The organism is Flavobacterium sp. AED, from assembly GCF_000812945.1.
Lineage (GTDB): Bacteria > Bacteroidota > Bacteroidia > Flavobacteriales > Flavobacteriaceae > Flavobacterium.
On sequence record NZ_JSYM01000001.1, the window covers coordinates 1444550 to 1463930 of the forward strand.

Genomic DNA, 19381 nt, shown 5'->3' on the forward strand with positions numbered 1-19381 from the left:
CAAATCCTAAAAATAAACCATGAACTGGGAACAACTTTTATCACTAAGAAGACAAGGCGACAAAGGCAAAAGATTACGTGTAGAACAAGACGATACCCGTTTGGGTTTTGAAGTTGATTATGACCGTATAATCTTCTCGTCCGCTTTTAGAAGTTTACAGGATAAAACACAAGTTATTCCCTTGTCAAAAACTGATTTTGTGCATACCAGATTGACCCACAGTTTAGAAGTTTCGGTTGTTGGTCGTTCTTTAGGGCGATTGGTTGGTAAAAAAATTATAGAGAAATATCCGCATTTGAAAGAGGTTCACGGCTATCACATGAATGATTTTGGTGCTATTGTTGCCGCAGCATCATTGGCTCATGATATTGGGAATCCGCCTTTTGGACATTCTGGTGAAAAAGCGATTGGAGAGTATTTTTCTATTGGGAAAGGACAGCAATATAAAGACCAACTTACTGCAAAAGAATGGCAGGATTTAATAGATTTTGAAGGAAATGCCAATGGATTTTCGGTACTGACAGCAAGTCGCCCCGGAATCGAAGGCGGACTTAGAATTTCCTATGCGACCCTTGGTGCTTTCATGAAATATCCAAAAGAAAGTTTACCAAAAAAACCAACCGCAGCTATTGCCGATAAAAAATACGGTTTTTTTCAAACGGATAAAGCCTTTTTTCAAGATGTGGCTTCAGATATGGGTTTGATTCCCAATAAATCAGGAGATAATATAGGTTTCGAAAGACATCCTTTGGCTTATTTAGTTGAAGCTGCGGATGATATTTGTTACACCATTATTGATTTTGAAGACGGAATCAATTTAGGATTAGTTTCTGAAGATTTTGCCTTGGAATATTTGATAAAATTGGTAAAAGACAGCATTGACACTTCAAAATACAAAACTTTAGAAACCAAAGAAGACCGAATAAGTTATTTGCGTGCTTTGGCAATAGGAAGTTTAATTAATGATGCAGTTAAAGTTTTTATCGAAAATGAAGTATTAATTCTGGAAGGGAAATTCCCTTTTGCAATTATGGATAAAAGCAAGTACAAGGCACAAATGGATGATATTATAAAAATTAGTGTCAAAAATATTTACCAAAGCCGTGAAGTCATCGAGAAAGAAATCGTCGGTTACCAGATTATACAAACACTATTGGATAAATTCATAACTGCTTTCAATAATAAATTCAACGGAGAAGCATCTAATTATGATGCTTTAATCATGAAAATGTTACCTGAAAAACACCATTTAGAAAAAGAAAATCTTTATGGAAGATTACTTCATATTTGTCATTATGTGTCTCTTTTGACTGATGGGAATGCACTTGAATTATTTGAAACTATTAATGGAAGAAAGAAGGCTTAATGTTAAAAAACATAAACGATTCCAACTCCTAGCAGTTGTTTTAGTTGTGCTTTAGCGCCTTGAGTAACTTGAGTGCCGTCAACTTCTTTTTTTGATTTTATATCGTCATCATAAACGAGTCGTGTTCCTATATTTGCTTTTACATATTGATTTACAACTAAGTCTAATAATAAATCACAATCCACATCGACATTACCAAAGTTATTGATGTAATCAGAGTACAAACTCAAGCGGTTTTCTAAATTGATGTTTTTAAAAATTTCTTTCTTATAAGAGCTGGTCATTAAAAAACCAAGTTCCGTTTTAGATTTTTTACCTTCAGTAATTAAAACACCGTTTGCGTCATAGATCGCTTTTGTAACTCCAAAAGCTCCTTGATTTGCCAATCTTTGATCTAAAACTAATGTTGTTTTAAATGTAAATGGGGAAACATAAAAGGTTCTTTTCTTTTCTTTGTTGATATTTTCAGCTCCTATCCCCATGAAAATATAAGCTGGTGCAAATGGTTTTGAAATAGCAATTTCCTTGTTAGGGTAGGAATAACCATTGGTAAACTGGCTATTGAAATTAAATTTTGCTGAGTGGTACCAGTTAGATAGGGTGTCTTGGCGATAACCAAATGTAGAATTGAATTGAAGTGCATCATCAGTTTTTCTGACTTCAATTCCGTCTTGCTTATTTAAGCCATAGCGAACAATAAGCTCATTAGACCATTTGTAATTATCTCGATTATAAACCCTTAAAAAATTACCTTTAAAAAGTCCTGATATTGAACTGGTACCACCGGCACTCCAATTTACAAATGCAATTTCTGAAATGTCAAAGCCCAAAGTATTTTTTTTTATCCAATGCGATAAAGGAAGGTAATATGTTTTCGTCTGTATTTTTAGTGCTACAGCCAACGGTGCGTATGAAGTCACTTTTACGAGCGTTGAAACAGATGTGAGTTCCGGTATTGTTTTTTCTTGGGAAAAACTATTGATAGATATTATAAGTATAAAGAAAAGAATAGCGTACGACAGTAATTTCATTATAATGTATTTAAATTTAAGACTGCAAAATAATTATTTTAATAGCTTGAAAAAAGTATTTCAAGACTTTTAACGTCAATTTTGCAATATTGTTGTAATTCAGTAATAGTTCCTTGTTCTATAAATTCATCTGGAATACCAAGAACAGTTATTTTTGTACTATAATTATTCTCGGATGCAAACTCAAGAATCGCGCTTCCAAAGCCTCCTTTGGTAACGCCATCTTCAATTGTTATTATGTTTTCAAATTCAGTAAAAATAGAGTTTAATGCATTTTCATCCAAGGGTTTAACAAATGAAAAATCGTAATGCGCAATGGTTTTAGGGTGATTCATTTTTGCTAAAGCCAAAGTAACATTGTTTCCAATTGTTCCATTGGATAAAACGGCTACTTTCGAACCTTCTTTTATGCAAATACTTTTTCCAATTTCTATTTTTTCATACTTTCCAAGATGTTGCGTTTGCCAATCAATAATGATACCACGACCACGTGGATACCGTATTGCGATTGGATGGTTTAAACCCAATTGTGCTGTGTATAAGATGTTTTGCAATGCTATTTCGTTCATCGGTGCATAAACAATCATATTGGGAATGCAACGTAAATAAGCCAAATCGAAAACGCCATGATGCGTTGCGCCGTCTTCACCAACTAAACCAGCTCTATCCAAGCAAAAAATTACCGGGAGGTCCTGTAAAGCAACATCATGAATCACTTGATCATAGCCCCTTTGTAAAAAGGTAGAATAAATATTGCAAAAAACTACCATGCCCTGTGTCGCCATTCCAGCTGCTAGAGTCACTGCGTGTTGTTCAGCAATTCCCACATCAAAAGCACGTTTTGGAAAAGCATCCATCATGAATTTCAAGGAGCTCCCTGACGGCATTGCAGGTGTGATTCCAATAATTTTTTCGTTCTTTTTGGCTAAATCTAATAGGGTCAAACCAAAAACATCTTGGTATTTTGGGGGTAAATTTTCTTCGGATTTTATATGGATTTCGCCTGTGTTGGCATCAAATTTTCCGGGTGCATGGTATTTTACCTGGTCATCTTCGGCTTGTCGCAATCCTTTTCCTTTTGTGGTAATAACATGGAGGAATTTTGGACCTTTTATTTTTTGTAAACGCTTCAATTCTTTAACAACGGCAAAAACATCGTGACCATCTATTGGACCTGAATAATTAAAATTCAGGGACTTAATCATGTTGTTTTGTCTTGGGTTCTTTCCTTCTTTTACGGCAGTGAGGTATTTTTTCAAAGCACCTACGCTTGGGTCAATTCCGATAGCGTTGTCATTAAGAATTACCAATAAATTAGCGTCAGTAACTCCAGCGTGATTTAAGCCTTCAAAAGCCATTCCTGATGCTATGGAAGCATCTCCAATCACCGCAATGTGTTGTTTGTTATAATCGCCTTTCAAATTAGAAGCAATTGCCATTCCTAAAGCTGCTGAAATTGAAGTAGAGGAGTGGCCTACGCCAAAAGCATCATAAATACTCTCACTTCTTTTTGGGAAACCAGAAATGCCACCCAATTGTCTGTTGGTATGAAAATTTTCTCTTCTACCCGTCAGTATTTTATGTCCGTAGGCTTGATGCCCTACGTCCCATATCAATAAATCATTTGGAGTGTCAAAAACATAATGTAAAGCGATTGTTAGTTCTACAACTCCAAGACTTGCGCCCAGATGTCCTTCTTTTACAGATACAATATCGATAATAAAATAACGTAATTCCTGAGCGAGTTGAGGAAGTTGGGCTTCGTCAAGCTGGCGTAAATCGGTTGGGTTATTTATGTTTGAAAGTAAATTATCTGACATAAAGCAAATGTACGAATTGAATTCTTATTTTTGTAGTTATGATAAATCCTTTCACCGACGAATATTTTATGAAAAAAGCTTTGCAGGAAGCCGAAATGGCTTTTGACAAAGACGAAATTCCTGTTGGTGCCATTATTGTAATTGACAATAAAGTCATTGCCAGAAGTCATAATTTAACCGAATTACTCAACGATGTTACGGCTCATGCCGAAATGCAATCTATCACTGCAGCAGCTAATTATCTTGGTGGAAAATATTTAATAGGATGCACACTTTACGTAACACTCGAACCTTGCCAAATGTGTGCCGGCGCTTTGTATTGGAGTCAAATTTCGAAAATTGTTTATGGAGCCACTGATGAAAATCGTGGTTTTGTAAAAATGGGTACTCAATTGCATCCTAAAACTACTGTTGTAAAAGGAGTTTTGGCTAATGAAGCTTCGGAGTTGATGAAGCGGTTTTTTGCCGAGAAAAGAAAATAAGAATTAAAAAAAACTCTAATCTTATGGAATGCGGTTAATTTAGTTGGTTTGTATTAAAAATGTATTTTTGAAATGAAGTTAAATAAGTCGTTACCTAATTCTATCATTTTGCCACCTTTTGCAACTAATTCAGCAGGCAAAACTCCAATTGTGACCCAATCTTTTATTTCTTTGGCTTTGTTAAAGAATTTTTTCAATTTTCTGACTGATTTCTTTTCCTCTATTTCGTTTTTAGCATCTTCTAATCTACAAATTTCTAGTAAAGCATTAGTAAAGTTATCTTGCCATTCTTTATTTGCTTTACTCACATCTTCAAAGTCCTCTAAAATATCCTTTAGTTCTTCTAATTTTGTATTATTAGAATAATTACTATTATAAATTGTCTGACTATTATTTTTACCTAATAATTGTCCATTATTTACTACGTTTCCGTGAAAATGTATTCCTTGTTTTTCCATAGATTTAATAATTTTTGTTGAATCTTCAAAATTCTCAATTATTTTTAAAACATCAATATTTTTGATTTTATGGGTTGGATGATATTCTATAATGCTAATTCCATTATATAGACTTCCAATCATTTCGTCGTATGAAAGAAATACATCTGCATATCCTTCATCATAATAAAATTCATCACTTTGTTCGTCATAATCATCATAAAGAACCTCTTCTTTAAATTTTAATGAGTATTTGGAATTAATATCTTTTATATCACTTCTTAAAACTTCCCATAATCCTCTTATATTTTTTCCTTTTATCCAAAAATCAATAATTTTTGAATGTTGATTAGTTTCAACTAAAGCAAATGTTTCATTATTTAAATCTTTAAGAACAATCCCTGATTGCCAATATCCGTTTTCTATACATTTAGAAATGTTACGAGCCATAAAACGATACATTATTAACATTTCAAAAGCGGACTCAAATTGGAATCTATAATGCTTTGCGTCTATTTTATATTCTTCAAATTCAATCGGTTTTTCGCCTTCAAAAGCGCATGGAATAAGATATTCATCTTGAACAAAAGGATTGTAAACACATAAGTCATAATCAGTCATTAAGGCAAGAATAAATTGAAAATCTTTTACTTTATATTTTAATTTAACTTTCTCATTAGCAAATAAATATTTTTCTTCTTTAAAAATTTCTTTTAAATCTTTAGAATTCAAATGTCCTTTATTAGTTCTTGTTATTTCAGAAGTTATTACAGAATAAGCTCCAGTTGTAATCCAATCAGGGTTTAAAACTTGTAGTTCTTCTAATATTGGTTTATCAAAAAATACTATAGATCCAATTTTGTCTAATTGCTTTAAAAGATTTTTTCTATTAGTTTCATTGTAATATTTATTGTTGTCACAAATTAAATCATATTCATTATAAGCAATGTAATTTTTATTTACAGTTACATTTTTCTCTAACTCACCTTTAATTTTGAACCAATTGATTGGATATTGAACTAATAAATCTTTTTGGGATAAAATAATTTTAGTTAATACAGTTTTAAAATTATCAAAACCATCTCCTTCTTTACATGATAGTAAAAAAGGGTCTCTTAGCTTCGGATAAGTTTTTCTTAATTCATAAAAATTTTTATTATTATGGGAATTTTTATCCTTTAATTCTTTCCAATTATAAACTATTAAAACTTCGGAACCTTTTCCCAATTTTTCAATTTGCTCCAACCAATAAATTGCAGATGAATCATTTCTGGGATCTAGAAGTAATATATAAATAACTTTCTCTGTAAGAAAGAATTGATGTAATGAATGTTGAATATGTTGTCCGCCAAAATCCCATAAATTTACTCTTATTTCTTCACCATCATTATTTCTAATTTCATCCCATGATTTTTTATTTATACCATGTGTGGTTTCTTCTTTTGTATATGGTAAACCAATAATTTTTTTCATTAAACTGGTTTTTCCTAATCCTCCATCACCAACAAAAATAAGTTTGCATTCATTTAAAGATTTTAGATTATATATTCTAGCATCTTCAAAATATTGAATTATTGTATCGTTTCCTTGCTTTACTACCTCAATTGGTGGAATTACAAAATGATTGCCTTGTAAAAAAATGACATTTTCTAACTCTTCATCATAATCATATTGATCAAAAACTATCTTGACATTTTTAGAAATAAACTTTTCTAAAGGTCTTAAGTCACTAATTTCATTATTGACAATATCTAAAAGAGTCAAATTATTTAAATTAAAAAGAGATGATATATCGCTAATATTGTTACTCCCTATATCTAAACTCTTTAAATTATTTAGATTAGACAATATTGTTATGTCGGAAATATTATTATTCCACAAAAATAATATTTCAATCTTTTTTAATTCCTCAAGAGATGATATATCGGTAATTTTATTATTTCTCAATCCAACATATCTTAGTTTTTTTAAATACTTCAAAACTGATATGTCTGATATTTCGTTTGAACTTAACTCTAAATATGATAAATCAGTTAAACATTTTAATGGCGATAAATCTTCAATCGAACATTCCGATAAAATTAGTTTTGTTAGATTTTTAAAACAAATAATTTCAGCAAGATTATTTATTTTGCAGTAATTGATAGTTAATTCTTTTAAATTAATCAAACTACTAATAGATTTTAAATCTAAATTATCATTTTGAATTATACTAAGTGCTACAATTTTATTTGTTTCGTTTAATGAAAAATAATTAGTATCAAAATATGGCGAGCCAATTTTTCCATTTGGAGCTTGTGAAAAAGTTATTCCATATTTTTCTTCTAATTTACTTATTATATCTAAATCATTCATATCATCTTTTTTAAAATAAATTTTTTAATCAAAATTTATTTAAGTTCAAATATAATAAATATTACCTTACAATTTCGACATAATAATTTATTTAGGAGCCCAAATCCCCTAGCCCAGATGGCAGCGGAAATCCTTGTATGCCGGTGTTCGGCATATAAGATTGTAACAAACAGCTGGAAAAAGCTTCAAAAAATTTTAAAAAAAGACATAAAAAAACCGCCAATCTCACGAAAGGCGGTTTTAATTTATTCTATAATAACATTTTCTTTTTTATCGAAGAAATGATATTCTAAATACGTGTAAGCGTCACGAGGTATGATTTTCACCCACTTTTTATGTTCAAGAAACCATTTTGAACGTAATGATGGAAAACCTTTGGTAAGGTATGCGGCCACAAATGGATGTACATTAAGTACTACTTCTTTGTGATTTTTTAAAACTCTTTCTAAATCGGAAGCAATTTTATCAATGATTAATATTGGAGCTTCAATTTCTCCATTTTCATTGTTTGGATCTTCTTCTCTAGTTTTAATGTTTACTTCTGGTCTTACTCTTTGTCTTGTAATTTGAACTAATCCAAATTTGCTCGGAGGTAAGATTTTATGTTTTGCTTTATCGTCGCTCATTTCTTCCCGAAGGAATTCGAACAAAACTTTACGATTTTCTGGATTAGACATATCGATAAAATCTACTACGATTATTCCACCCATATCACGAAGACGCAATTGTCTTGCAATTTCAGCAGCAGCAATCATATTCACTTCCATGGCCGTATCTTCTTGGTTAGTAGCTTTATTAGAACGGTTTCCGCTATTTACGTCTATAACGTGTAAAGCTTCAGTGTGTTCGATAATAAGATAAGCTCCTTTACTCATGGAAACGGTTTTTCCAAAGGATGTTTTGATTTGTCTCTCTATGTTATATTTCTCAAAAATTGGCGTATCATTTGATTGATAAAACTTAACAATTGATTGTTTGGATGGTGCAATTTCTTGCAAGTAATCCTTCGTTTGGTTGTACAACTCTTCGTCATCAATTTGAATACCACTAAAGGTATCATTAAATACGTCTCTTAATATAGAAGAGGCTCTGTTGAGTTCTCCTAATACTTTGGACGGATGATGAGCAGTTGGTAATTTTTTACACATTGCAGTCCATCTGCTAAGCAGGTTCTGCAAATCTTTTTCTAATTCGGCTGTATTTTTGCCTTCGGCTACTGTGCGAACAATAACACCAAATCCTTTTGGTTTGATGGATTGTACCAATCGTTTCAAGCGTTCTTTTTCTTTTTTGTCTTCTATTTTTTGAGAAATAGAAACACGGTCAGAAAACGGAACTAAAACTATAAATCTTCCGGCAAGAGAAAGCTCAGCGCTAATTCTTGGACCTTTGGTAGATATAGGTTCTTTGACGACTTGTACTAAAACAGATTGATTAGCACTTAATACATCAGTAATGGTACCATCTTTATCTATTTCTTTTTCAAACTGAAAGGTTTTTAGGGAGAAATCTTTTAATTTACCTGCGCTTACAAGTTTTATGAATTTCAGTTGGGAAGATAAATTAGGGCCTAAATCGTGATAATGTAAAAAAGCATCTTTTTCGAAGCCTACATTTACAAAAGCAGCATTAAGTCCGGCAACTGGTTTCCTGATTTTGGCAATAAAAATATCACCAACTTGGAAGTTGCTTTTTTCTTCTTCTTTGTGTAATTCAATTAGTTTTCCATCTTTTAATAAGGCAAAATCTACGGCTTCAGAACTAGATCTAATGATTAATTCTTTATTCACGCTGTAAATTTTTTATCTATTCGCCAAAGCGAACAAATGGATTAAACAATATTTAACAGGTATTGAACCCGGATGGAATCCAGTTGGCAGTTAGCAGTTATCAGGCAGCAGTGTGAACTGCAATCTGTAATCTGTAAACTGCAATCTTTTTTCCAAATTTCAATGAACGTTTAAAAAGAAAAAAGTAGTTTAAAACTACTTTTTCTTTTTGTGACGGTTAGCTCTCGCTCTTTTTTTACGTTTGTGAGTCGCTACCTTATGTCTCTTTCTTTTTTTACCGCTTGGCATATCTTGAAGATTTATGATTAATTAATATATTATTTTGCTTCGTTATTTATTTTTACTCCTTCAACAAAAACTTTTGCAGGTTTGAATGCAGGAATATTGTGTGCAGGAATTTTTATTGTTGTGTTTTTTGAGATATTTCTACCAGTTTTCTCCGCTCTAGTTTTTACGATAAAACTTCCAAAACCTCTTAAATAAACATTGTCTCCAGTTTCTAATGAATTTTTTACTTCATTCATAAAAGTCTCTACAGTTGCTTGCACATCTCCTTTTTCAAGACCTAATTTTTCTGAAATTTTTGCTACGATATCTGCTTTCGTCATTTTCTTTCCTATTTATTATGTTGTACTATTTTTTTGAGTTTGCAAATATAGGAATTTAAAAAACAATTATTCAAGCTAATTCATTAAATTTTAATAACATAAACTTTTACTTTTGCCAACAAATAATTAAAACATGACTTTTTCTAACTTGCTAATACAATGGTATTTACGCAACAAGCGTGATTTGCCTTGGCGAAATACTACCAATCCGTATCCTATTTGGCTCTCGGAAATCATGTTGCAGCAGACGCGAGTTGCACAAGGGATGCCTTATTTTCTGTCTTTTACAGCAGCATTTCCTACTGTTTTTGATTTGGCGAAAGCCGATGAAGAGCAAGTTTTGAAACTTTGGCAAGGTTTGGGCTATTATTCTCGTGCCAGAAATTTGCATAAAACGGCTCAATATGTAGCGGATGAATTATCGGGCGTTTTTCCTGTTACTTATAAAGAGTTGTTGCAACTAAAAGGAATTGGAGAATATACCGCTGCCGCAATCGCTTCTTTTTCTTATAATGAAGTGGTTCCTGTTGTTGATGGAAATGTGTTTCGGGTTTTGTCGCGTTATTTTGATGTTGAAACTGATATTGCTGCGGCTTCCGCCAAAAAAGAATTCGCTGCTCTGGCTTTTGAATTAATGCCAAAAGACAATCCTGCCATTTTCAATCAAGCCATCATGGAGTTTGGTGCTTTGCAATGTGTTCCTAAAAGTCCCAATTGCGGCATTTGTGTTTTTAACGAAAGTTGTGCCGCTTTGCAAAAAAACAAAGTAGATCAATTGCCTGTAAAATCTAAGAAACTGAAAGTGAGGAATCGTTTTTTTAATTACTTGGTTGTCAATGATGAGAATGAAAACACGATAATTCAAAAGCGAACTGATAAAGGAATTTGGCATAATCTATATGAGTTTCCTTTGATAGAAACTGAAAAAGTAGAAGATTTTGATTGTATTACGGAGCGTATTCAAAAAGAATTTTTTATTAATAATGACATTTTAAGTATAATGGAGTGTAATGAAAAAAGTATCATTCATAAACTGTCGCACCAACACTTGCATATCAAGTTTTGGAAAGTAAATATAAAAGGTACAATTGAAAACGGAGTAGATGCTGCAACTTTAATTACATTTCCTTTCCCAATTGTGATTCATAATTTTATTGAAAAGGATTTATAAAGTTTCTAAAAAAATGTATCTTTGAGAGAAATACGATTTAAATACCATGAACGGAACATTAAATAAGGTTATGCTAATTGGTCATCTGGGAGATGATGTTAAAATGCATTATTTTGATGGAGGAAATTGTATCGGTAGATTTCAATTGGCGACAAATGAAGTTTATATCAACAAAACAACCAACGAAAAAATTACTTCTACTGAATGGCATAATTTGGTTGTGCGTAATAAAGCAGCCGAGCTTTGTGAAAAGTACCTTTCAAAAGGAGATAAAATATATGTAGAAGGTCGATTGAAATCGCGTCAGTGGCAAGCGGAAGACGGTTCTACAAAACACACTGTCGAAATTCAGGTTACTGAGTTTACTTTTTTATCTACCAAAAAAGGAAATGAAGACAACAAATCTATTCAAAGTCCAGAATCCGTAAAAAATACTAACTTTGACCCGCAAAACAACGGTTTGCCAGTCAATGATTTACCGTTTTGATTGTTTAACTAATCTTTTTTAATTTGGACCCAGAGCCCAGTTTATTTTTTACGTACGCCATAGACACTGACTTAGTGTTTGGTTTTGTTGGGATATTTGCCTTACTTTTTTGTTCTGCAATTGTTTCAGGAGCAGAAGTAGCATTGTTTTCGTTATCTCAAAAAGACATTGACGAAACCTTGAACGAAAATGTTTCAAAAGGGAAGATTATCTCAGATCTTTTAGAAAAACCCAAAAAGCTATTAGCTACACTTCTTGTCGCTAATAATTTCATCAACATTGGAGTTGTAATCTTATTTTCATTTGTTGGGAAAAACCTGTTTGCAGCGGTAACGTCGCCTATTTTAAAATTCATTCTCGAAGTAATTGTGGTTACTTTTCTATTGTTGCTATTTGGAGAGGTTTTGCCAAAAGTGTATGCGAGTAGGAACAATATTAAGTTTGCCAAGTTGATTGCGTATCCTGTTGCAGCACTAGATAAATTGCTTTCGCCAATAAGTTTGCCGATGCGCAAAATCACTATTTATTTGCACAATAAATTAGGGAAACAAAAGACAAATTTCTCTGTAAATCAATTATCACAAGCACTGGAACTGACAGATTCGGATGAAACAACTTCAGATGAGCAAAAAATACTAGAGGGAATTGTGAGTTTTGGGAATACGGATACGAAACAGGTGATGAGTCCCAGAATAGATATTTTTGCTTTGGAAATTGATGAGCCGTTTTCAGTTATTTGTCCAAAAATTATAGAAAAAGGATATTCCAGAATTCCTGTTTACCGAGACAATATAGATCAGATAGAAGGCGTTTTGTTTGTGAAAGATTTATTGCCACACATTAATACCAGTGAATTTGATTGGAAGTCATTAGTAAGAGAGCCGTTTTTTGTTCCTGAAAATAAAAAATTAGACAATTTGCTGAAAGATTTTCAAAGTATGAAAAGTCACTTGGCCATTGTAGTTGATGAATACGGAGGAACTTCCGGTTTGGTTTCTTTGGAGGATGTAATCGAAGAAATCGTTGGTGATATCAGTGATGAATTTGATGATGATAACATTAACTTTTCTCAAATTGATGATAAAAATTATCTTTTTGAAGGAAAAATAAACCTGAAAGATTTTTACAGAATTATTGATGTAGACGAAGAATTATTCGAAATTAAAAAAGGAGAAGCCGAAACATTAGCTGGATTTATTCTTGAGATTTTAGGAAATTTTCCAAAAAAAGATCAGAAAATTTCATTTGAAAACTGCCAATTCACGGTAGAAGCGGTGGATAAAAAACGAATTAAACAAATAAAAGTAACGATTGAATAATTAAAAATGTTTAAAAAAATAATCACTTTTTCAACAATACTACTGTTATTATTGAGCATTAGCTGCAAAGACGATGTTATACCAAAACCATCCAGTTATTTGCGATTGGATTATCCGGAAGCAAAATATGTGAATTTTGCAAATGAATGTCCATTTGCTTTCGAAATGAATTCGGAGGCTGTTATTAAAGGAGAGAAAAATTGTGGATTTACCATTACTTATCCAAAAATGAAAGCCACTATTTATCTGACTTATAAACCAGTAAATAATAATATCGCGAAATTATTGAAAGACGCTCAAAAATTGACTTATGAGCATGTGATAAAAGCAGATGATATATTGGAACAACCGTATTTAAATCCTCAAAAAAAGGTATATGGCATGTTTTATCAAGTGGATGGGAATGCGGCGACAAACTCTCAATTCTACGCAACAGATAGTACCAAACATTTTGTAACGGGTTCCGTTTATTTCTATGCAAAACCTAATTTTGACTCTATCATGCCGGCAGCGAGTTATGTAAAAAATGATATGCAAAGATTGATGGAAACGTTGAAGTGGAAATAATTTATTTCATAAAAAAGCTTCTCAATTGAGAAGCTTTTTTATGAAAATTGAATAGTCTAATTACGACTTCATATTCGAAACTTTATATGTTTTACCATCAGCAGTTGCTTCAACAACTTTAGTCAGGCTTTCAGGATTTTGAACCGTTTTATCAAAAGTTACAGTTGCCAGTTTTTTATCAAAATCTACAGTAGCTTTTTGTACACCATCCAAATCGGATAATTCGCTTTCTATTGTTTTTGCACAACCAATCGCGCAAGTCATTCCGTCTACTTTAAAACTTGCTGTTTGCAAATTAGCAGCTGCAATTTCTTTTTTAACTTTTGGAGCGGTAGTTTCTGTTGAAGCTATTGTAGTTGCTTCTTCAGTGTTTTTTTTGCAACTTACAAATAATAGACCTGCAAGGGCTATCGCTGCTATTGATTTTGTGAAATTCATTTTTATTTGGATTTAAATTAAAGGTCTAATTATCAGCTGCAAAATTAATGAAAAAAAGAAGCCCTATTTCATAAAATTATTACAATTTTGGGGCAAATTTAGATTTATGAATGCTAGACAATTGAAATGGGTTTACTTGATGATTCTTGCCTTGATCTGGGGAAGTTCATTTATATTAATAAAAAAAGGATTGGTTGGTTTAACTGCTTTGCAATTAGGTTCTTTGCGAATCTTGTTTGCAGCGATTTTTTTGTTAGTGATAGGGTTTAAAAGTTTGGTGAAAATTCCAAAAGAAAAATGGAAATATATTGCACTTACTTCGTTGTTTGGGACATTTACTCCTGCGTATCTTTTTGCCATTGCCGAAACGGAAATTGATAGTTCCATAACCGCAATTCTTAATTCCTTGACTCCATTAAATACTTTGATTTTGGGAGCGATGGCTTTTGGGATAAATTTCAAAAGAAGTCAGGTTTGGGGAGTTTTTATAGGTCTTGTAGGAAGTATGCTTTTAGTTTTTAACGGAGCAATAAACCATCCGGAGCAAAATTATTATTACGCTATTTTGGTTATAGTAGCTTCTGTTTGCTACGCCATAAACGTCAATTTATTGAAAAAATATTTGCATGATTTGAGTCCGTTGAGTATTACTACAGGGAATTTTGCATTTCTGTTGTTGCCAACATTACTTATTTTATTTTTCTCTGGTTTTTTTGATGTAATTCATGTTGGTACCGTACAGCATTCGGTTTTGTTTATCATGATTTTGGGAGTGGTAGGAACTGGAATCGCTAATATTCTTTTCTTTAAATTAATCCAAATGTCTTCTCCGGTTTTTGCAACTTCGGTAACATATCTAATTCCAATAGTTGCTTTCTTCTGGGGGTTATTAGACCATGAAATGTTAACGCCAGTTCAGTTTTTTGGTGCTTTTATTGTTTTGATTGGAGTGTATTTATCGGCAAAAAAGTAGTGCCCAGATTGCGAATTGCAGTGATGCAATAGTAAAAAAACAAAGGCTGTCTTTTTGAGATAGCCTTGTCACTTTTAAAATAAAATAATTAATTTTATTTGTAAACGGGTTTTTCTACAGGATTTCCGTAATTGTCAAAATAGAACATTGGAATGTTTAGTTTTTCCAATCCTGGAATCACTTCTGATCCTTTTCCTGCAATAATAATTCGGGTGTTGTCTAAAAGGAAATACTTGTTGGCAGCACGAAGAATATCATCTTGTGTTACGGCGTTTATGGTTTTGATATAATTTTCATAGAAATCAGCAGGAAGATCTTCGGTTTCTATGTTTAAGGCGTATCGTGCTATTGCTTGAGGCTTTTCTACCTGCATTACAAAGCGTCCTATATATCCTGCTTTTACACTTTTAAGTAATTCAGGAGATACTTTCTCGGTTCTTATTTTTTTAATTTCTTTGATGAATTCCACAACGGCGCTATCGGTTACGGTACTTTTTACAGCAGAGGCTGATCTTATTTTAGTTACGTATTTTCCAGAGCCAATGATTGCATTTGCACCATAAGTCCAGCCATTTTTTTCTCTTAAATTCATATTGAGGTAACTATTGAAATCTCCTCCAAGAATATAAGTGGCAATAACTGCAGGGAAGAAGTCTTTGTCGCTCATTTTTAAATTCACCGTATTTACTAATGAAATCTCTGATTGAACGGCATTGGGGACATCAACAAAATTGATTTGAGTAAAAGGTACATTTTGGGGAGCAGCATAGGTCAGTTTTGGAGTGCTTCTTTTTTCCCATGAACCAAAAAGCTTTTCAACAATAGGTTTAACATCGTCATATTTAATATCTCCAATAATTACCAAATATCCATTTTCGGGAACGAAGTAGTTTTGATAATTGGATTCCACATCAGCAAGCGTTACGTTTTTAAGTGTTTCTTCGGTCATGTATTCGCCGGAAGGATGATTTTTTCCAAAGGCAAGTGCATCAACCACTCTGTTAGCAATTGCAGGCACGCTTTTTTCCTGTGCTTTGAGTCCTTCTAGTAATTTGGCTTTTTCTTTGTCGAATTCTTCTTGGGTAAATTTTGGATGCAATGCTCCAGAAGCCATGAGTTCTAAGATTCTTCCTGAATATTTAGAAAGGGAACTGGCATAAGCGCCTTGCGAACTAAAGTTGATGTTGGCACCCAAAAAATCAATTTCTTCGTTGAAAGCATCTTTTGCAATTTTCACACTTCCGTTTCCTATTAGGTTATTGCATAATTCATCGACCCCTTTTTTATTGCCTTCTGCAAATGGAGCGTTGTCTAATGCAAGATTAAAAGTTACTCTGGGTAATTTGTGATTTTCTACAATCATTACTTTCAAACCATTATCCAAAGTAAAGGTTTGCGGTTTTTTTATATTTACGACTGGAGAGACTCCAGGTTTTGGTTGTGGACGATTTTGTGCTTGCATGATTCCTGTTATGAACAAAATGAATAATAGAATAGTTGTTTTTTTCATGATTGAAAAGTTCTTAATTTCGAGCCTCCGCTTTTGAAGGAACATAATCCAAAATAAGTCTTTGATTTGGATTTAAATATTTGTTGGCTACATCTCTAATTTCTTCACGTGTTATGGAATGAAACAGGTCAATCTCTGTGTTAATCAAATTCACATCACCATAAAGCAAATAGTAAGTCGCTAGATTTTCGGCAATTCCTTCTAGGTTTCCATTCTTATTCACAAAACGATTGTCAAACGTATTTTTCAATTTTTGAAAATCTTTCTCCGAAATCAATTCGGTCTGGATTTTTACAATTTCCTCATCAACCTCTTTTATTAAATCAGCAGAAGTGTGTGTTCCCATTGGTAGGCCATATAAAATATACATACCGTAATCTTCCTGACTAAAACCAACAGCGTCTATTTGTAATGCCATTTTTTTCTCATCAACGATTTTCTTGTATAGTTTAGAACTTTTTCCATCGCTTAAATAAGAGGATATTAAATCCAGTACTCTGGCGTCTCTCGTTTTCATCGAAGGAGTTCTATAAGTGGCCACAACCATTGGAATCTGGATGTTTGAGTCCTCGTAGGTTGCTCTTATAGTTTGTGTAATAGGTTCTTCGGTAAAAGTTTGTTTTTTTATTTCCTTTCCTTTTTGGATTGATCCAAAATATTTCTGAATCCATTCTTTAGCTTTGTTTTTTTCGAAATCTCCTGCGACAACCAATACGGCGTTATTTGGAATGTAAAACTTCTTGTTAAAAGCTTGAAATTCTTCTAAAGTGGCAGCATCTAAATGCTCCATCGAGCCAATTGTTGTCCATCGATAGGGATGGTTTTTGAACATGTTTTCTTTTACAGCGCCAATAATATTTCCATAAGGCTGATTGTCGTAGCGACTTCTTTTTTCTTCTTTTATCACTCCGTTTTGAGTGTCAACGCCAATTTTATTGATTACAGGATGCATTAATCTTTCGGATTCCATCCAAAGTGCCAATTCTAAATTGTTTGATGGAAATACCTCATAATAATAGGTACGATCATCAGAGGTGTTGGCGTTATTTATTCCGCCATTTGAAGTGACGATTTTGAACCATTCGCCACGTTTAATATTTTCAGTTCCTTCAAATAAAAGATGTTCAAAAAAATGGGCAAATCCAGTTCTGTTGGGTGTTTCATCTTTTGAACCTACATGATACATTACAGAAGTCACAACAACTGGCGCCGATGGATCGTTATGTAATATGACATGCATGCCATTATCTAAATCATATTCTTCGAAAGCTATTTTTTGAGCCGAAGCTATTCCTCCAAGCATAAGTGCAGTACTTAACATTATTATTAATTTTTTCATACGGATTAATACATTTCTATTTACAATAGATAAAAACGAAAAATATTTATACTTCAAAAATACCTTTTTTTAATCATGATTGTCTGATGATTTAAAGTTTCAGTTAATTTTAACAAATTTTTGACTGGATAAATGCTGTTTAGGAATATATAAAGTGTTGAAAAACAAAGTTTAAAACAGATGAAGTATTTTTTTGCTTGAGGGATTGCAGGATAAATATTTAATTGTATATTTGCAACCTTAAAAATTATTAAAACAATTCAGTATGTATGCAATCGTAGAGATAGCAGGGCAACAGTTCAAAGTAAGCAAAGACCTAAAGGTTTACGTTAACCGTTTGACAAATGAAGAAGGTTCGAAAGTTTCTTTCGATAAAGTTTATTTGTTAGATGATAACGGTACAATCACAATAGGCGCCCCAGCTATAGAAGGTGCTTCAGTAGAAGCTAAAGTGTTACAACACTTAAAAGGAGATAAAGTTATCGTTTTCAAAAAGAAAAGAAGAAAAGGATACAAAAAGAGAAACGGTCACAGACAATATCTTACTCAAATTGTAATTGAAGGTATTACTGGTGTTGGTGCTAAGAAAGCAGCTCCTAAAAAAGCAGCAGTTGAAGCAACTACAGAAGAAGAAGTAGAAGCTCCTAAGAAAAAGGTAGCTAAAGCTAAAAAAGAAGATACACAAGAATAATAACAAAATAAAACTAATACGTCATGGCTCACAAGAAAGGTGTCGGTAGTTCTAAGAATGGTAGAGAATCAGAATCAAAACGTTTAGGCGTTAAGATATTTGGTGGTCAAGCTGCTATTGCTGGGAACATCATCGTAAGACAAAGAGGTTCAAAACATAATCCAGGTGAAAACGTTTACATTAGTAAAGATCACACACTACACGCAAGAGTAGATGGAGTTGTTTTCTTCCAAAAGAAAAGAGATAACAAATCTTATGTTTCTATACTTCCATTCGAAGTTGAAGCATAATTGATTTTCTCAATTATTTAAAAACCCGTTTCGAAAAAAACGGGTTTTTTTGTTTCCTTCCACATATTTGATCAAAATTTATTGTAATTTAAAATAATAAAGTACTGGATTTCCGCAGACCATTTCCGAAAAACCTTCTTCTGTTTTATCTCCAATATAATAAGCTTTTAATTCTCCAGAATTTTCATCAATGTTGTAATCCCAAATTTCTTTATTTGCATATAAAAATTCTGTAAAAGAATATGACTCTGGATTTTCGGAAAACTTAATCTTTTCTGTTTTTACTAATTCCCATTTTTTTGAATTACGATACATTTCAAAAAATAGAATTTCATCTGTATTAAAAGTAATCATTTTTCCAACTAAGCCGTCTTCTCGGATTGCCCAATTTCCGTCTTTAGAAATCCATTTCCAATTTCCAATTAAACTATTAACCTTATTTTTTCTAAAAATAGATTTTAACGAATCTGCTTTTTTTATAGCAATTTGAGCAATTTCAGATTTTGCATTCATGTTATAGACTAATGAGAATTCTCTGATAGCTACTATATAATCACCGTTTTCAAGGGTGTTCTTTGCTGATTCAAAATTTTCTTTCTGATATTGATTCCTAATAGTATCTTGTGACCAAATCTGTATAGACGTCAATAGCAATAAGTTGAATAAATATTTTTTCATGCTCGTAGAAAATATTTTTTTATTGCAAT

At 32.4% G+C, this 19381-nt stretch carries 18 protein-coding genes; 9 read left to right on the forward strand and 9 right to left on the reverse strand.

Annotation, left to right across the window (positions count from 1 at the left end; translation table 11 throughout):
- Nucleotides 1–19 precede the first annotated feature (19 nt).
- Nucleotides 20–1366, forward strand: coding sequence for a dGTP triphosphohydrolase (gene dgt / locus OA85_RS06410; protein WP_039108664.1), 1347 nt, complete (start codon nt 20–22; stop codon nt 1364–1366).
- 2 nt (nt 1367–1368) lie between these two features.
- Here dgt and OA85_RS06415 read toward each other — a convergent pair whose 3' ends face one another.
- Nucleotides 1369–2397, reverse strand: coding sequence for a DUF3078 domain-containing protein (locus OA85_RS06415; RefSeq protein ID WP_039108666.1), 1029 nt, complete (start codon nt 2395–2397; stop codon nt 1369–1371).
- A gap of 38 nt (nt 2398–2435) precedes the next feature.
- Nucleotides 2436–4217: a 1-deoxy-D-xylulose-5-phosphate synthase gene (locus OA85_RS06420; protein ID WP_039108667.1), complete on the reverse strand. Its 1782-nt coding sequence runs from the start codon at nt 4215–4217 to the stop codon at nt 2436–2438.
- A gap of 38 nt (nt 4218–4255) precedes the next feature.
- Between OA85_RS06420 and OA85_RS06425 the strand changes: the two genes are divergently transcribed.
- Entirely contained in the window at nt 4256–4699 is a 444-nt protein-coding gene (locus tag OA85_RS06425; protein WP_039108668.1) for a nucleoside deaminase, read from the forward strand.
- 53 nt (nt 4700–4752) lie between these two features.
- On the opposite strand, the gene OA85_RS06430 is transcribed toward OA85_RS06425, so the two are convergent.
- The 3 genes from OA85_RS06430 to OA85_RS06440 all read right to left on the reverse strand — a co-directional run bounded on the left by OA85_RS06430 (nt 4753) and on the right by OA85_RS06440 (nt 9889).
- Nucleotides 4753–7491: a COR domain-containing protein gene (locus OA85_RS06430; protein WP_039108669.1), complete on the reverse strand. Its 2739-nt coding sequence runs from the start codon at nt 7489–7491 to the stop codon at nt 4753–4755.
- A 245-nt stretch (nt 7492–7736) separates the two neighbouring features.
- Nucleotides 7737–9281, reverse strand: coding sequence for a ribonuclease E/G (locus tag OA85_RS06435; protein WP_039108670.1), 1545 nt, complete (start codon nt 9279–9281; stop codon nt 7737–7739).
- A gap of 317 nt (nt 9282–9598) precedes the next feature.
- A complete protein-coding gene (locus OA85_RS06440; protein WP_016989051.1) occupies nt 9599–9889 on the reverse strand; it encodes an HU family DNA-binding protein in 291 nt (96 codons plus the stop codon).
- Nucleotides 9890–10022: 133 nt separating this feature from the next.
- On the opposite strand from OA85_RS06440, the gene mutY reads away from it, so the two are divergent.
- The 4 genes from mutY to gldD are packed head-to-tail and all read left to right on the forward strand — an operon-like array spanning nt 10023 to nt 13433.
- Nucleotides 10023–11060, forward strand: a complete 1038-nt coding sequence (gene mutY, locus OA85_RS06445) for an A/G-specific adenine glycosylase (RefSeq protein ID WP_039108671.1) — start codon at nt 10023–10025, stop codon at nt 11058–11060.
- A 46-nt stretch (nt 11061–11106) separates the two neighbouring features.
- On the forward strand, nt 11107–11547 hold the full coding sequence (locus tag OA85_RS06450; RefSeq protein WP_039108672.1) for a single-stranded DNA-binding protein: 441 nt from the start codon (nt 11107–11109) through the stop codon (nt 11545–11547).
- A gap of 23 nt (nt 11548–11570) precedes the next feature.
- A complete protein-coding gene (locus tag OA85_RS06455) occupies nt 11571–12866 on the forward strand; it encodes a gliding motility-associated protein GldE (protein ID WP_039108673.1) in 1296 nt (431 codons plus the stop codon).
- Between the two features lie 6 nt (nt 12867–12872).
- A complete protein-coding gene (gene gldD, locus OA85_RS06460) occupies nt 12873–13433 on the forward strand; it encodes a gliding motility lipoprotein GldD (protein ID WP_039108674.1) in 561 nt (186 codons plus the stop codon).
- 60 nt (nt 13434–13493) lie between these two features.
- Here the strand turns inward: gldD and OA85_RS06465 are convergent, their stop codons facing one another.
- A complete protein-coding gene (locus OA85_RS06465) occupies nt 13494–13871 on the reverse strand; it encodes a heavy-metal-associated domain-containing protein (protein WP_039108675.1) in 378 nt (125 codons plus the stop codon).
- Between the two features lie 106 nt (nt 13872–13977).
- Between OA85_RS06465 and OA85_RS06470 the strand changes: the two genes are divergently transcribed.
- Complete coding sequence (locus OA85_RS06470; RefSeq protein WP_039108676.1) at nt 13978–14844, forward strand: DMT family transporter; 867 nt, start codon at nt 13978–13980, stop codon at nt 14842–14844.
- Nucleotides 14845–14938: 94 nt separating this feature from the next.
- Here OA85_RS06470 and OA85_RS06475 read toward each other — a convergent pair whose 3' ends face one another.
- Nucleotides 14939–16354: a pitrilysin family protein gene (locus OA85_RS06475; RefSeq protein WP_231557080.1), complete on the reverse strand. Its 1416-nt coding sequence runs from the start codon at nt 16352–16354 to the stop codon at nt 14939–14941.
- A gap of 13 nt (nt 16355–16367) precedes the next feature.
- Complete coding sequence (locus OA85_RS06480; protein WP_039108678.1) at nt 16368–17693, reverse strand: pitrilysin family protein; 1326 nt, start codon at nt 17691–17693, stop codon at nt 16368–16370.
- A 265-nt stretch (nt 17694–17958) separates the two neighbouring features.
- Here OA85_RS06480 and rplU point away from each other — a divergent pair, with 265 nt between their 5' ends.
- Together rplU and rpmA are read left to right on the forward strand one after the other, a co-directional pair.
- Nucleotides 17959–18384 (forward strand): 50S ribosomal protein L21, encoded by a 426-nt coding sequence (gene rplU / locus OA85_RS06485; protein WP_039108679.1) that lies wholly within the window; start codon nt 17959–17961, stop codon nt 18382–18384.
- 23 nt (nt 18385–18407) lie between these two features.
- On the forward strand, nt 18408–18674 hold the full coding sequence (gene rpmA, locus OA85_RS06490; RefSeq protein WP_035669638.1) for a 50S ribosomal protein L27: 267 nt from the start codon (nt 18408–18410) through the stop codon (nt 18672–18674).
- Between the two features lie 78 nt (nt 18675–18752).
- On the opposite strand, the gene OA85_RS06495 is transcribed toward rpmA, so the two are convergent.
- Complete coding sequence (locus OA85_RS06495) at nt 18753–19352, reverse strand: hypothetical protein (protein WP_052257160.1); 600 nt, start codon at nt 19350–19352, stop codon at nt 18753–18755.
- Nucleotides 19353–19381: the final 29 nt, after the last annotated feature.